The 13,983-nt window shown below is 67.8% G+C and carries 13 protein-coding genes; 7 read left to right on the top strand and 6 right to left on the bottom strand.

Annotation, left to right across the window (positions count from 1 at the left end):
* Position 1: 1 nt before the first annotated feature.
* The 6 genes from apnL to ACZLZY_RS22290 all read right to left on the bottom strand — a co-directional run bounded on the left by apnL (position 2) and on the right by ACZLZY_RS22290 (position 6,897).
* Positions 2–1,945: a D-apionate lactonase gene (gene apnL, locus ACZLZY_RS22315; protein ID WP_472936260.1), complete on the bottom strand. Its 1,944-nt coding sequence runs from the start codon at positions 1,943–1,945 to the stop codon at positions 2–4.
* A 3-nt stretch (positions 1,946–1,948) separates the two neighbouring features.
* On the bottom strand, positions 1,949–2,980 hold the full coding sequence (locus tag ACZLZY_RS22310) for a Gfo/Idh/MocA family protein (protein ID WP_472936259.1): 1,032 nt from the start codon (positions 2,978–2,980) through the stop codon (positions 1,949–1,951).
* Positions 2,981–3,049: 69 nt separating this feature from the next.
* Positions 3,050–4,381 (bottom strand): MFS transporter, encoded by a 1,332-nt coding sequence (locus tag ACZLZY_RS22305; RefSeq protein WP_472936257.1) that lies wholly within the window; start codon positions 4,379–4,381, stop codon positions 3,050–3,052.
* Between the two features lie 187 nt (positions 4,382–4,568).
* Complete coding sequence (locus tag ACZLZY_RS22300; protein ID WP_472936256.1) at positions 4,569–5,396, bottom strand: phosphogluconate dehydrogenase C-terminal domain-containing protein; 828 nt, start codon at positions 5,394–5,396, stop codon at positions 4,569–4,571.
* Between the two features lie 79 nt (positions 5,397–5,475).
* Positions 5,476–5,646, bottom strand: coding sequence for a hypothetical protein (locus ACZLZY_RS22295; RefSeq protein ID WP_472936255.1), 171 nt, complete (start codon positions 5,644–5,646; stop codon positions 5,476–5,478).
* Between the two features lie 489 nt (positions 5,647–6,135).
* Positions 6,136–6,897, bottom strand: a complete 762-nt coding sequence (locus tag ACZLZY_RS22290) for an SDR family NAD(P)-dependent oxidoreductase (RefSeq protein WP_472936254.1) — start codon at positions 6,895–6,897, stop codon at positions 6,136–6,138.
* 310 nt (positions 6,898–7,207) lie between these two features.
* Between ACZLZY_RS22290 and ACZLZY_RS22285 the strand changes: the two genes are divergently transcribed.
* The 7 genes from ACZLZY_RS22285 (at position 7,208) to ACZLZY_RS22255 (ending at position 13,927) form a co-directional block, all read left to right on the top strand.
* The gene (locus ACZLZY_RS22285) at positions 7,208–8,365 is read left to right on the top strand and encodes a transporter substrate-binding domain-containing protein (RefSeq protein ID WP_472936253.1); all 1,158 of its coding nucleotides are present in this window, start codon (positions 7,208–7,210) and stop codon (positions 8,363–8,365) included.
* A complete protein-coding gene (locus ACZLZY_RS22280; RefSeq protein ID WP_472936252.1) occupies positions 8,362–9,009 on the top strand; it encodes an ANTAR domain-containing response regulator in 648 nt (215 codons plus the stop codon). The genes ACZLZY_RS22285 and ACZLZY_RS22280 overlap by 4 nt, the downstream gene beginning before the upstream one ends.
* Before the next feature lie 114 nt (positions 9,010–9,123).
* On the top strand, positions 9,124–10,359 hold the full coding sequence (locus ACZLZY_RS22275; protein ID WP_472936251.1) for an urea ABC transporter substrate-binding protein: 1,236 nt from the start codon (positions 9,124–9,126) through the stop codon (positions 10,357–10,359).
* Positions 10,360–10,550: 191 nt separating this feature from the next.
* On the top strand, positions 10,551–11,423 hold the full coding sequence (locus ACZLZY_RS22270) for an ABC transporter permease subunit (RefSeq protein WP_472936250.1): 873 nt from the start codon (positions 10,551–10,553) through the stop codon (positions 11,421–11,423).
* Positions 11,423–12,502 carry a branched-chain amino acid ABC transporter permease gene (locus ACZLZY_RS22265; protein WP_472936249.1) on the top strand — a complete coding sequence of 360 codons (1,080 nt, stop codon included), beginning with the start codon at positions 11,423–11,425 and terminating at the stop codon, positions 12,500–12,502. Before ACZLZY_RS22270 ends, ACZLZY_RS22265 begins: the two co-directional genes overlap by 1 nt.
* Positions 12,502–13,218 carry an ABC transporter ATP-binding protein gene (locus ACZLZY_RS22260; protein ID WP_472936248.1) on the top strand — a complete coding sequence of 239 codons (717 nt, stop codon included), beginning with the start codon at positions 12,502–12,504 and terminating at the stop codon, positions 13,216–13,218. Before ACZLZY_RS22265 ends, ACZLZY_RS22260 begins: the two co-directional genes overlap by 1 nt.
* Positions 13,211–13,927, top strand: coding sequence for an ABC transporter ATP-binding protein (locus ACZLZY_RS22255; protein ID WP_472936247.1), 717 nt, complete (start codon positions 13,211–13,213; stop codon positions 13,925–13,927). The genes ACZLZY_RS22260 and ACZLZY_RS22255 overlap by 8 nt, the downstream gene beginning before the upstream one ends.
* Positions 13,928–13,983: the final 56 nt, after the last annotated feature.

The raw sequence follows: 13,983 nt of genomic DNA, 5'->3' as shown, positions 1-13,983 counted from the left end.
CTCATGCCGCCGGCACCGTCAGGCGGGCGACGGCATAGGGACCGAGCGTCAGCCGGGCGGATGCGAGATGGCGAGCCGGTATTCTACCGTCAGCGGCTTCGGCGAAACTGTCCAGATCCAGGATCGCCAGCTCGGCCGCTGGCGAAACGCTGCCGAGATCAAGCCTTTGCGGCGCTGCCGTGAGGTTGGCGAGCCAGAGCTCGGTGCTGCCGTCCGCATGCCGGACGGCGAAGCCGTCGATGCGCGTCCGATCGCCCGACACGACGCGGCGGCGCGGCAGGCCGGAAAGCTTGGCCAGTGCCGTCGCCACGTGAAAGGCCGGCACGACCTTTTCGCCCTCGACGAGCAGGCCGCGCGGGCCGGCGAAGCTGGCGCCGGTCCAGACCGAGACGTCGCTCTCGGCAAGACGCGCGGCATAGCCGACCAGCCAGGCGGCGGCAAACAGGCCGCGCCCGCGCGGATCGTCATGCGCCATGGCGATGCGCCGGCCGTCCGGATTGTCCATGGTGCGCGAACCATAGGGGTTCTGGCGCATCCCGATGGTCGTCGGGCCGAGGTGATAGGCCTTGGCGCCGATGAAGGCGCGCGTCGAGCGGGTGATGAAGGGGATCGCCTCCAGCGTCTGCATCACGCTGAGATCGTCCGCGGCGTGGACGATCGGGCAGGTGGCGTGCGCGACGAAGTCGAGGTTTTCCGCCGGCACGCGCTTGCGGTTCAGCTCGGTGAAATAGCTGAGCATGCCGCCGCCGAGCAGGACGCAGGGGAAGGCGGCGCGGGCCGCGGCATAAACCACTTCCAGCGGCGGACAGGCCGGCCATTTGCTGCCGGGCGGCGTCGACTGGCGGTCGGCGGCGGGGCTGACCATCACCGCATCATGCCGTAGACCGGCCGCGCGGACGGCGTTTGCGATATCGGCAAGCTCCGCTGCGGGATCGCCGATACCGGGGACAGTGATTTCCAGCGTCACGACGGCGTCGGGCACGGCGTCGGCGACACGGGAGAGCGCGTCGAGGTCCGCGGCGCCGTGGCCGGCCGCCGGGTCGAAGCTGAGTAGGAGATGCCGGGGCGCGAGCGCCCGAAGCCGGTCGCGGCCGGCCCATGCGGCCTCGGCTTCGGCTGGCGAGACCGAGACGCCGAAGCGCGGCATCGGCATAGAGATCTCATCGCCAAGGGAGATCGCGACCGTCTCCGCAAGTGCGGCGGGCTGGCGCGTTGCCGGTGTGGCCGGGACGGTCTCGGACGTCTCGGCGATGTCGAGGACGATGCTCTGCCGGTTGGTCTCGCCGGCGGGCAAGACGTAGGGCCAGGGCAGAGCGAGCGGCCGGACATAGGTCTTGTAGGAGGCATCGGACCAGGCGCGCTGGTCCTCCATCTCGAAACTGTCGCCGTCGATGGTGCAGGTGGCCAAGGTGCCGGGCAGGACCTCATGGGCGATGGCGCGCATGTCCTGGAACGGCTGCCAGGGCTCGATCAGGTCCGGGAACCGCGCCTGCTCGACCGTGCCGTTGGTATGGGTGACCGTGGCGGGCTGGCCGGCGAGGCCGGTTATCGGATGCAGGATACAGAAGCCGCAGCGGTTGGTCTCGAAGTCCGCGTCCGGCTGCGCCTCCACCGTGAAGGCGAGGCGACCCTCGGCGTCGCCGGCAATCTCGGCGGAAAAGCGCAGCGTCGCGCCGTTCGCGGCTTGGCACGAAGCGGTGTAGCTCAAGCGAAAACCGTCGTCGCGCTGCGTGACGGCGAGATCCTCGACCGCCGGCGCGTAAGTGCCCCAGTCGCGGTCGCGCACCACGTAGGCCACCGCGCGCAGCACCTCGACGCCGCGCCAGCGGATCGCGCGCAAGCCGCCGGCGACGAACTCGGCGCTGAGCGCGCCGGCGATCAGCGTCCTGACCGGCGGCAGCTTCTCGTCGGTGCCGTAGAGTTTGATCCGGTCGGCGGCGTCCATGTTTCAGACCTCCGTGGCCGGATCGACCGTCCGGCCGGTGGCGGCGCTGAGATAGGCGGCCTCGACCAGCGCCAGCGTCTTCAGATTGTCCGCGCCCGAGGTGTCGGGTGCCCGCCCCTCGACGAGCCGCTCGACCCAGTGCTCCTGGATCAGCTGCACGCTCTCCTGGATGTTGTGCCAGGGGCGCGAGGCCCAGGGGAGCAGCGGCGGCGCGACGTCCGCGTGGCGGGTGCCGGCGGCGGTGGTGACGCTCAGCCTGTAGCCGGCGCCGAGCTTCAGCGAGCCTGCCGCGCCGTCGATCTCGACCAGCGTCTGCGGGAACAGCTCTTCTTCGTTGCGCGTCGCATAGGAGCAGTCGACGACGCTGGTGAGGTGGCCGTCATGCGCGAGCAGCATGGTTGCGACATCCTCGCCGCGGATGTCCGGGTTGATCCGCGCCGTGCGGGCGGTGATCGCAGAAACGTCGCCGAACAGGAAGCGGGCGATGTCGAGCGAATGGATGCCGAGATCCTCGATGATGAAGCGCTCTCCCTCGGCCAGATAGGGCTGGCCGGAGAAGACGTCATAGGCGGAACGGAAGGACACACGGCCAAAGAACGGCGCGCCGATCTCGCCGTCGTCGAGCACGCTCTTCACCGCGCGAATGGCGCTCTGCCAGCGGAAATTCTCGTGCACCATCAGCGGCACGCCGGCGGCCTCGCAGGCGGCAACCATGGCGCGGGCATCGGCCATGGTCGGCGCGAACGGCTTCTGGCAGATCACCGGGATGTGCAGCGAGGCCGCGAGTTCGACCAGCGGCCGATGGCTCGGCGCGGTGGTGGCGATGTCGACGAAGTCGGGCTTGGTCTCGCGCAGCATGGTCTCGGCATCGGCGTAGCGCGCCGGGATGGCGAACTGCTCGCCGACGGCGGCCAGCCGGGCCGGGTCGCGGTCGCAGATCGCCGCGATCGAGACGCCCGGGATCGCCGCCCAGGCGTGCATCTGGTTCACCGCGAAGAAGCCGCAGCCGATGAGGGCGCCGCGAAGCTCTGCCATGGGATCGTCCCTTCGTTGTCGTTCGCCCCGCGGCTGGCGCTGCGGGGCGCAGAGGTGTCTTCCTGTGCCTCAGTCCGCCGTCGCGACGGGCTCGCGGATCCGGCCGGCGATCGAAAAGGTGAGGATGGCCGAGAGCAGCATGGCGCCGCCAACGATGATCATCGGCACGACATAGGAGCCGGTCCAGTCCTTCACCGCGCCGGTGATGAAGGGCGCGGCGAAGCCCGCGACGTTGCCGAGCGTGTTGATCAGCGCGATGCCCGCTGCCGCACCCGCACCAGTCAGCAACCGGCCAGGGATCGACCAGAAGTTCGGCAGGGCCGAGAAGATCGCGCAGGCGGTGACCGTGATCACGGCGATGGTGGCCGCCGGCGACGACATGACGAGCGCCAGCGGGATCGACGCCGCCCCGACCAAAGCCGGCACGCCGACGTGCCAGGCCCGGAAGCCGCGCCGGGAGGCGTCACGGCTCCACAGGAGCAGCGCCACGGCGGCGGGCAGATAGGGGATCGCGGTGATCAGGCCCTTCTGAAGCACGGTGAACTTGGTGCCGAAGCTCGCCTCGAAACCCCCGATGATCGTCGGCAGGAAGAAGCCAAGCGTATAGAGGCCGTAGATGAAGCCGAAATAGATCAGCGCCAGCACCCAGACGCGGCCGTCGAGCAAGGCCTTGACCGAGCCGAGGCCATGCTGGGCGGTCTTCGCCCTGTCCTCGCGCTCGAGCTCGGCGTTCAGCCAGTCCTTCTCCTCGGCGTTCAGCCAGCGGGCGTCGTTCGGGCGGTCCGGCAGGTAGAAATAGGTGACGATGCCGATGAGGATCGCCGGGATCGAAACGCCCATGAACATCAGGCGCCAGCCTTCGAGGCCGAAGGCGCCGTGCGCCCCGATCAAGAGCGAGGCGATCGGCGCGCCGATCACCGTGGTCAGCGGCTGCGCGACATAGAACACCGCGAGCACCTTGCTGCGGTGGCGGGAAGGCACCCAGAGGCTGAGGTAGAGGATCGCGCCGGGGAAGAACCCGGCCTCGGCGATGCCGAGGAAGAACCGCAGCCAATAGAGCTCCGTCGCGCTGCCGACCCAGGTGAACAGCAGCGAGACGATGCCCCAGCTGATCATGATGCGGGCGAGCCATTTTCGCGCGCCGAACCGGTGGAGGGCAAGGTTGCTCGGGATTTCCAGGAGGATGTATCCGAGGAAGAAGATGCCGGCGGCAAAGCCGAACTGGGCGGCGCTGAGGCCGAGATCGGTCATCATGCCGTTCGGGCCGGCGAAGCTGATCGCGGTGCGGTCGAGGAAGTTGATGAAGAACATCAGGCCGAGAAACGGCACCAGCCTCCAGGAAATCTTGCGGATGGCCGAGGTCTCGACGCTCCCGCCTCGTGGGTTCGCAGTGGTGGTCATGCATATCCCTCCCGTCGGCGCCGCCGAAGCGGCAACCGTAAGTCTGCACAGCGGCGGGTCCTGCCCCCGGCGGCGATGCGTGAAATGGTGGCGCGGTCGCCGGTATCCCTGCCGGACGATCCGATCACTGCGCTGGCCAGAGACCCTCGGCCGGACGCGATCGTCCGGCCGAGGGTGTTTTAGGCGATCAGGTGATGCGCTGGATCGAGTCGGCGAGTTCCTGCGGCTCGAACACGCGCTTCCAATCGTCCTTCATCAGCATCGGCTTGCCGAACTCGATCGCCTTGTTGCAGGCGTCGGAGAAGACGCCCGGCGTCTCGTCGAAGATCACGGCGCCGAGCACGTTCATGTGGCCGAGCAGGAAGTCGCGGGCGGCCTCGTGCGGCACGCCGCGGCGGACCACCTCGTCCATCGCCTCGCGCATGACGGCGAGCAGCGAGGCGCAGACCGTCTCGGACAGGCCGGGCTCGAGCAGCGCCATCTGCTCGACGGTGATGCGGTGCGAGCGCATGACCGGCGCCCAGATCACCTTGGCGACCTCTTCGCCGAGCGCATAGTGCTCGTCCGGCCCCTGCATCAGCGAGGAAACGATGTGCTGCTTGGCCACGACGCCACCAAAGAAGTCGCGCTTGGCGGCCGGGTCGGTCTCGTCGTTGAAGATCGGCGGGTGGCAGGGGTGGGTGACGAAGTAGGTAAGGTCCGGGCGCGCCGGCAGGTGACCCGCAAAGGGGGCCGCGGCGTCGAGCACGACGACTATCGTTCCTGGCTTCAGCTGGTCGGAAATGCCGGCGGAGACCTTGCCGATCAGCGTGTCGGGAACGGCGAGGATGACCACCTCGGCGCCGTCGAGCGCCGCGTCGGCGGGAACGCAGTCAAAGCCGAGGCCGGACTTCAGGCGTTCCTGGCCGGCGGGGCTCAGCTCGACATGGCGGACGTCGAAGCGCGAGCCCTTGAGGTTGGAGGAAAGCCGGTAGCCCATCTTGCCGCCGGCGCCGAAGAGCGCGATCGATGTCATGGTCAGTCTTTCTACTGGTGTTGACGGGTCAGCGGCCGAGAGCCGCCTGCCGCTGCAGGGCGATGCGTTGCTGCAGGCACTACTGGAACGGGTAGGTCGTTACCGCGGCGGTGATCCCCGGCCCCTTGATGACGGTCTGCGAGGACGACGGGACGCCTGTTTTCACCGCGCCGTCCGGAAGGATGCCGGTAGCGAAAGCACCACTGACGGTGTCGCCGATTCTGCCGGGGTGGCCGGGTATCGACGCCACGCGGGGCGGTCGCGGCGATGCGCTCCAGGGTACCGCCGGTGGCGGGATGCGGGCGGCGAGGCGCTGGTTTTTCCCGGACGTTCGCGGCCGAGCCGGGCGTACGCGGCGTGAGTGCAGGCCGCAAAACCTACGACGACCGGCGTGAAGATCTTGGCCGGAATCCGGTCATGCCTCAGCGAGAGCGCCGAGCGCCGAGCGGCGCGGGAATGGCGCGGATGCCGGTTGCGGGTTTCGAAATTGGAAAATGATCGAGCACTGATGTTCCTCCCGGATCATGTCGGCCTGACGGTGAATGTCCGATCGACAAGCGATGGCAGCACACCGTCCTCAGCGAGCAGCCTCCCAGCTTGTCACCCGCCGCCGCATATTTCCGGAAACTCATCGACTCGTCAACTGGTATAATGAGTCATTGTCCGAGCCGAAGGCGTTACACCGAGCGCCTTCGGAAGAAAGTGAGACGCGCCCCTTCGCTGATGGGGCCGGCGCGTTCTAAAACTGCACGCCGCGCGTCAGGGCGCCGTCGATGACAAGGTTGGTGCCGCTGATGAAGCTCGCGGCCGGGCTGGCGAGGAAGACGGCACCGTTGGCGATTTCCTGCGGTGTCGCCATCCGGCCGGTCGGGTTGAGCGCCAGCGAATCGGCGAAGAGTTTGGGGTTGCCGGCCTCGATCTGATCCCAGATCCCGCCGGGAAATTTCGTGTTGCCGGGCGAGACGGTGTTGGCGCGGATCGACTTTCCCGCCAGCTGGTAGGCCAATCCCTGCGTGTAGTGGATGATCGCCGCCTTCATCGTGCCATAGGGGCCGGCGGCGAAGTCGATCTCGCGGCCGGAGACGCTGGAGATGGCGACGATCGAGCCCTTGCCGCTGGCTTCTAGGAACGGCATCGCGGCGTCGACGAGGCGCACGGTGCCCATCATGTCGGTCTCAAACTCCTTGTACCAGCTGTCCTCGTCGGCGCCGACGGCGAGCGCGCTCACATTGGCGACGACGATGTCGATGCCGCCGAGCGCGGTGCCGGTCGCGGTAACGAAGGCCTTCAGCGCCGCACTGTCGGCAACGTCGACGGCGGATCCCGTGGCGCGCACGCCGAGCGATTCCAGCCGGCCAACGGCGGCCTCGACCTCGGCTGGGTTGCGCGCGCAGATTGCAACGGCGCAGCCCTCGCGGGCGAGCGTCTCGGCGATCGCCCAGCCGATCCCCTTGGTGCCGCCGGTGATGATGGCTGTCATGCCTTTCAAGCCGAGATCCATGGGATTTGCCTTTCCGTGCGAAGGGAGCGTGGGAGGGGAAGCGCGCTGCCGGCGGCCGCGATGGCGACAGGCTTTCGCATTTGGCAGGGCTTGGCAAGCGCGTTCAGGCACTGCCCCGGCTACCCTGGCGATGGTTTGCAAAACGCGAAAATCCGCGCTTGACATCGGCGTGATCCGGCGTCAGCTTAAATCCTAGGCGCAGAGCAGAGCTGCTCGATATCGCGTCAGAACGTGTGCGACATACCCGACATCGACCGGCACCTTCGCCTCGCAGCAGTCATGCTGAGGGGCTTTTTGCGTTTGGACACCCATGGCACGGCGCCTTCACCCCATCGGCCTGATCCTCTCGACCACCGGCTCCTATGGCGCGGTCGGCCGGTCGATGCTGAACGGGGCGCTGCTCGCCTGCCGCGAGCTGTCGGCCGATCCCGCGCTCGGCGTAACGCTGGAGCCGGTGCACCATGACCCCGCCGGCGTGCTGCCGGCCTATGCTGAGGCGGTAGAGGAACTGCTCGGGCAAGGCATCCGCCACGTCGTCGGCTGCTACACCTCGTCGAGCCGCAAGGACGTCATCCCGCTGTTCGAGAAGCGCGACGCCCTGCTCTGGTACCCCGCGCATTACGAGGGCTTCGAGTCCTCGCCGAACGTCGTCTACACCGGCTCGGCGCCGAACCATCACATCTCGCCGCTGATCGGCCACCTCGTCTCGGCCTATGGCGACCGCGCGTTCTGCCTCGGCTCCAACTACATCTGGGCCTGGGAGAGCAACCGCGTGCTGCGCGAGGACATCCTCGCCCGCGGCGGCACGGTGGTCGCGGAGCGCTATCTCGCCGTCGGCGACACCGACATGGACCGGGTGATCGAGACGATCTTCGAGACCGAGCCGGACTTCGTCTTCAACGCGCTGATCGGCCAGTCCGCCTATGCCTTCTTCCGCAAGTTCCGCGCCGCCTGCGCAGCCCGCGGCATCGACCAGGTCGCGCGCTATCCGATCGCCAGCTGCAATCTCTCCGAGCCCGAGCTCGAGGAGATCGGGGAGGGCGCCGTCGACGGGCACCTTAGCTCCAGCGTCTACTTCGCCTCGATCCCGACGGCTCGCAACCGCGCCTTCGTCGCCGCTTACGACGCCCAGTTCCCGGACGGTCCCTCGGTTTCGGTCGAGGCGGAGGCGGCCTATCTCGCCGTGCGGCTGCTGGGCCTGGCGCTGAACGAAGCCGGCACCGACGACGTCGCCGCGGTGCAGCGGGCGGCCCTCAGCCAGGTGATCGACGCGCCGCAGGGCAAGGTGCATCTCGATCCCGAGACCTTCCACGCCTTTCTCACGCCGCGCATCGGCCGCTCGCGCCGCGACGGCCAGTTCGACATCGTTGTCGAGGCCCGCGCGCCCTTGCGCCCCGACCCCTACATGGTGCGCCATGCGGTGACGCCGGCGGCGATGGCCTGGCCGGCTTTGCGGGTGGTCTCGTGAGCGCCCCCCGTTTCATCCAGAATTTCAGCCAGGCCCGCGCCCTGGTGATCTCGCGCGACGGCCGCGCGATCGACACGCTGTCGGCAACGCTCCCCAAGCTCGGCCTCAGCGTCCAGCAGGTGCCGCTCGGCGAGGACGGCGCGCAGCTCTCGGCCGAGGGGCTCGACCCCGAGCGCGACATCCTCATCGTCGACGGCGATCTCCACCGTCCGCTGCAATGGCCGAGCGCCGCGCCTTGCGATCTCTCGCCCGTGCCGGTGATCGGCATGGTCGGCGTCGAGGCGCCGAGCCGGCTAAAGGCGCTGATGCAGATCGGCTCGACCGCCTTCATCGCCAAGCCGGTGCACGGCGCGACGCTGTTCCAGGCGCTGGTGCTCGGCGTCAACGAGCACGCCCGCAAGCGCCAGCTCGTCGCCGACATCGCCGGCCACGAGCAGCGCCGACGCCAGCGCCGCTTCGTCATCAAGGCGGTGGTGCAGATCGTCACCGCCGAAAGGGTTTCAGACGAGATCGCCTACGACCGGCTGCGCCGCGAAGCCATGCGCGCGCGGATGAGCGTCGAGGCCTTTGCCGAGATGCTGGTCCAGAAATGGGCCGGCGAGGAAGACCCCGAGACGCCGCTTCGGCAGCAGATCGGGGAGTAGCCAAGAGCGCGGCAGGAGCACCCGCGCGGGCCGACGGGCCCGACAGCTCGAACGATACCGGCCAGGGCCCGCATGACGCGCATCCCCGCCGGCCCCTCAACACGGGAGCATCTGATGCAGACCAGAGCCAAGGGCGTCCTCGCGGCGCTAGGGACACTATTGCTTGTTTCCGGAGCGGCCATCGCCGCCGAGCCGATCAAGCTCGGCGTGCTCGAGGACCAGTCAGGCGATTTTGCCGTCGCCACGATCGGCAAGGTGCACGGCATCGAGCTCGCCACCGAGGAGATCAACAAGGCCGGTGGCATCGCCGGCCGGCCGCTAGAGCTCGTCACCTACGACACCCAGTCGGACAACACGCGCTACCAGGAATTCATGCGCCGCGTCCTGCAGCGCGACAAGGTCGACGTCGTCTTCGCCGGCTTCTCCTCCGCCTCGCGCGAGGCCTACCGGCCGATCGTCAACCAGTTCGACGGCTTCGCCTTCTACAACAACCAGTACGAGGGCGGCGTCTGCGACGCCAACATGGTCGTCACCGGCGCGGTGCCCGAGCAGCAGTTCTCGACGCTGATCCCGTGGATGATGGAGAAGTACGGCAAGAACGTCTACACGATCGCTGCCGACTACAATTTCGGTCAGATCTCCGCCGAATGGGTCCGCAACATCGTCAAGGAGAACGGCGGCACCATGGCCGGCGAGGAGTTCATCCCGCTCGGCGTCTCGCAGTTCTCGCAGACCATCCAGAACATCCAGGCCAAGAAGCCCGACGTCCTCGTGACCCTCCTTGTTGGCACCGCCCAGGCCTCGTATTACGAGCAGGCGGCCTCCGCCAACGTCAAGGTGCCGATGGCCTCCTCGGTCAATGTCGGCCAAGGCTACGAGCACAAGCGCTTCAAGCCGCCGTCGCTCGCCAACATGTACGTCACCACCAACTATATCGAGGAAGTCGACACCCCGGCGTCGAAGGCCTTCCTCGAGAAGTGGCGCGCCAAGTTCCCGGACGAGCCCTACGTCAACCAGGAGGCCGAAAACTCCTACCTCGCCGTCTATCTCTACAAGCAGATGGTCGAGCGGGCGGAAGGCTCGACCAAGCGCGACGACCTGCGCGCGGTGATCGCCAAGGGCGACGTCTGCATGGACGCGCCGGAGGGCAAGGTCTGCATCGACCCGAAGAGCCAGCACATGTCGCACACGATCTACCTCGCCAAGGTCGGCGACGATCACTCGATCACCTTCCCGAAGGTCTGGCAGGACATCAAGCCCTACTGGCTGGGCGAAGCGGGTTGCGACCTGACGAAGAACGATCCGAGCGAGCAGTACACCCCGTCGAGCCCGCCGCCGGCCGCCAACTGACCTGAACGCCCTCGGCCATTCTTCTCCCCTCCGGGGAGAAGGTGCCCCGAAGGGGCGGATGAGGGGGCTGCGGCTTACGGCAAACCCTGCAAGGGCGCTGCCCCCTCATCCCGCTGCCGCGACCTTCTCCCCGGCGGGGAGAAGAACGGCGCGTCTCCATCCCGCCTCTCCTTGAGACATCGGATCGAAACATGGACGTCCTCCACGACGCCTTCACCTTTCTCTACCAGGCGGGCGACGCCATCGCCTTCCTCGTCCTTGCCGGCTGCGGCCTTGCCGTGATCTTCGGCATGATGGGCGTCATCAACCTCGCGCATGGCGAGTTCATCCTCTGCGGCGCTTACGTCTCGGCGACCGCGACGCGAATGGGCCTGCCGCTGCCGCTGTCGATACTCGTCGGGGCTGTTGTCGCCGGCCTCGTCGGTATGATCCTCGAACGGCTGATCATTCGCCATCTCTACGACCGGCCGCTCGACACCATCGTCGCCACCTGGGGCGTCTCGATGATCGCGACGCAAGGCACGCTGATCCTCCTTGGCTCCACCATGCAAGGCACCGGCACGCCGCTCGGCAGCTTCACCCTCGGCAGTTATTCCTACTCGTCCTACCGCATCGTCCTGATGCTGGCGGCAGCGGCGACGCTCGCCGGCCTCTACCTCGTCTTCACCCGCACGCGCTTCGGCATCCTCGCCCGCGCCACCATCCAGGTGCCGGAGATCGCCGAGGCGCTCGGCGTCAACACGCGGCTGATCTACAGCCTGACCTTCGGCCTCGGCGCGGCGCTCGCCGGCCTCTGCGGCGGGCTCTACGCGCCGACCATGACGCTGGTGCCGACCATGGGCGCATCCTTCGTGGTCGAGGCCTTCGTCACCGTCGTCGTCGGCGGCGCCGACATCTTCCTCGGCACAGCGCCCGCCGCCGCCATCCTCGGCATCATCAAGGCGGCGCTCACCTCGTGGAAGGGGCAGCTGTTCGGCCAGATTGGCCTCCTCGTCGCCGTCATCGTCGTCATCCGCATCCTGCCGCGCGGCCTGTCCGGCTGGATCCTGAAAGAGAGAGCCTGATGGCCCGCAAACCCTCCCGCCTCGGAGCGTTCGCCGCGCGCTTCGAAGGCCCGCAGACCTTCGGCAAGGGGCCGAAATTCTGGTCCGGCTTCGCTTTCGTCCTGGCACTCGCCGCCGCCTATCCGCTGTTTGCGGACGGCTACGACGTCGGCAACAACGTCTACTTCTTCAACTGGTGCTTCATGGCGCTCGGCCTCTCGCTGATCTGGGGCTATGGCGGCGCGCTGTCTTTCGGGCAGACCGCCTTCTTCGGCGTCGCCGGCTATTCCTACGGCATCCTCGCGATCAACCTCGGCGACGCCTACGGCCTGACGCTGTTCTCGCTCATTGCTGCGGTCGCGATCTCGGCACTCTTCGCCGCGGTGCTCGGCTACTTCCTGTTCTTCGGCCGGATCAGCGGCGTCTTCCTCGGCATCGTCACGCTGTCGGTGACGCTGGTGCTCGAGCGCTTCATGTCGCAGACCGCCGGGCCGGAGTGGAAGGTCGGCACCGCGCGCCTCAACGGCTTCAACGGCATGGGCGGCATGTCGCCGCTCACCATTCCCTGGCCGGGCGGCGACATCGTGCTCTTCCCGGATGTGGCGCTCTACTACGTGACGCTCGCCTTGCTGGTGATCGCCTATCTCGCGCTGCGCATGCTGGTGAACTCGCGCTTCGGCAACGTCCTCGTCGCCATCCGCGAGAACCCGCAGCGGGCGGAAATGCTCGGCTACGACATCCGCAAATACCAGCTCGGCGCCTTCGTCATCGGCTCCGGCCTCGCCGGCCTCTCGGGCGTCCTCTATACCGCCTGGGGCCAGTACATCACGCCGTCCTCGATGGGCATGACCGCCGCCGCGCTGCCGATCGTCTGGGTTGCCGTCGGGGGCCGCAGCGACCTCACCGCGACGCTCCTCGGCACGCTGGTGGTGCTCGCCGGCTTCCAGGCGCTGACCATCTACGGCAGCCAGTACGCGCTGGTCGTCATGGGGCTGCTCCTGGTGATCACCGTCCTCGTCGCCCCGCGCGGCATCGTCCTCGGCCTCGGCGCCCTCGTCGGTCGCGCCTTCCGCCGCAAGCCGAGCGGGGAGCCCGCCTGATGCCGATCCTCGAGACCCGCGCCCTCAACAAATGGTTCGGCGGCCTGCACGTCACCGGCGGCGTCGACTTCGCGCTGGAGCCCGGCGAGATCCACTGCCTGATCGGCCCGAACGGCGCCGGCAAGTCGACGCTGTTCCGCCTGATCCTCGGCGAGCACCTGCCGACCTCGGGCAGCATCCTCTACCGCGATGAGGACATCACCAGGAAGAAGCCGTTCGAGCGGATCCGCCGCGGCATCTCGGTGAAGTTCCAGGTGCCCGGCATCTTCAAGGCGCTGAGCGTCCGGCAGAACCTCGTCATCGCCCTGCAGCACCATCTCGCGAAAGCCGATCTTGCGGATGAGATCGACCGGCTGCTCGGTTTCCTCAAGCTCACCGACGCAGCCAGCCAGCTCGCCGGCAATCTCAGCCACGGGCAGAAGCAATGGCTGGAGATCGGCATGGCCATCAGCCTGAAGCCGCAGCTCCTCCTGCTCGACGAGCCGACCGCCGGCATGACGCCCGACGAGACCTTCGCCACCGGCGAGATGGTCCAAGCGCTGAACCGCGACGGCGTCACCATCCTCGCCGTCGAGCACGACATGACCTTCGTCCGGCAGATCGCAAAGAAGGTCACCGTGCTGCATTTCGGCAAGGTCTTCGCGCAAGGGTCGATCGACGAGATCGTCGCCGACGACCGGGTGGCCGCGATCTATCTGGGGCAGTCCGATGCGTAGCGAGATCCTCATCAACACCGTCGGCCTCTGGTCCGGCTATGGCGGCAAGCCGGTGCTGCAGGGCGTCGACATGCAGGTGGCGGCGGGCGAGATCGTCGCGGTGATCGGCCGCAACGGCGTCGGCAAGTCGACGCTGATGAAAAGCCTGATCGGCCTGCTGCCGGCCGACAAGGGCTCGGTGGTGTTCGGCGGCACCGCGATCGACGACATGGCCGCGCACAAGCGCGCCCGGCTCGGCATCGGCTACGTGCCGCAGGGCCGCGACGTGTTCCCGCGCATGAGCGTCCTCGAAAACCTCGAGGTCGGCCTGTCGATCTCGGGTAAGGCGGCGCTGGCGGGACGACTGGACGAGATCTTCGGCTATTTCCCGATCCTTGCCGAACGGCGCGACCAGCGGGCCGGCACGCTGTCGGGCGGCCAGCAGCAGCAGCTGGCGATCGGCCGGGTGCTGATGGGTGGTCCCTCGCTGATCCTGCTCGACGAGCCCTCGGAGGGCATCCAGCCCAACATCGTCCAGGACATCGCGCGGATCATGGTCGAGCTCAACCGCAAGACCGGCGTCTCGATCGTCTTCGTCGAGCAGAACATCGACATGATCCGCGCCACGGCGCAGCGCTGCTACGTCATGGACAAGGGGCGGATCACCACGGAAATCCCGCCGGAAACGCTGGAGGACCGCGACGCGGTCCGGCGTTTCCTGGCGGTCTGAGACCTGCAAGGGCGAAGACCTTTCGGGCGAAACAGCGGGGCCGCGAAGGTCCCAAC

This window comes from Mesocryomonas lacus, from assembly GCF_055730135.2.
The sequence above is the reverse complement of the archived record's forward strand: the minus strand, read 5'-3'. Positions and strand labels throughout refer to the sequence as shown.

Excerpts from the sequence above, each read along its gene's own strand:
- apnL (WP_472936260.1), bottom strand. The coding sequence starts at position 1,945 with ATGGACGCCGCCGACCGGATCAAACTCTACGGCACCGACGAGAAGCTG.
- ACZLZY_RS22310 (WP_472936259.1), bottom strand. The coding sequence starts at position 2,980 with ATGGCAGAGCTTCGCGGCGCCCTCATCGGCTGCGGCTTCTTCGCGGTG.
- ACZLZY_RS22305 (WP_472936257.1), bottom strand. The coding sequence starts at position 4,381 with ATGACCACCACTGCGAACCCACGAGGCGGGAGCGTCGAGACCTCGGCC.
- ACZLZY_RS22300 (WP_472936256.1), bottom strand. The coding sequence starts at position 5,396 with ATGACATCGATCGCGCTCTTCGGCGCCGGCGGCAAGATGGGCTACCGG.
- ACZLZY_RS22290 (WP_472936254.1), bottom strand. The coding sequence starts at position 6,897 with ATGGATCTCGGCTTGAAAGGCATGACAGCCATCATCACCGGCGGCACC.
- ACZLZY_RS22285 (WP_472936253.1), top strand. The coding sequence starts at position 7,208 with ATGGCACGGCGCCTTCACCCCATCGGCCTGATCCTCTCGACCACCGGC.
- ACZLZY_RS22275 (WP_472936251.1), top strand. The coding sequence starts at position 9,124 with ATGCAGACCAGAGCCAAGGGCGTCCTCGCGGCGCTAGGGACACTATTG.
- ACZLZY_RS22270 (WP_472936250.1), top strand. The coding sequence starts at position 10,551 with ATGGACGTCCTCCACGACGCCTTCACCTTTCTCTACCAGGCGGGCGAC.
- ACZLZY_RS22265 (WP_472936249.1), top strand. The coding sequence starts at position 11,423 with ATGGCCCGCAAACCCTCCCGCCTCGGAGCGTTCGCCGCGCGCTTCGAA.
- ACZLZY_RS22260 (WP_472936248.1), top strand. The coding sequence starts at position 12,502 with ATGCCGATCCTCGAGACCCGCGCCCTCAACAAATGGTTCGGCGGCCTG.
- ACZLZY_RS22255 (WP_472936247.1), top strand. The coding sequence starts at position 13,211 with ATGCGTAGCGAGATCCTCATCAACACCGTCGGCCTCTGGTCCGGCTAT.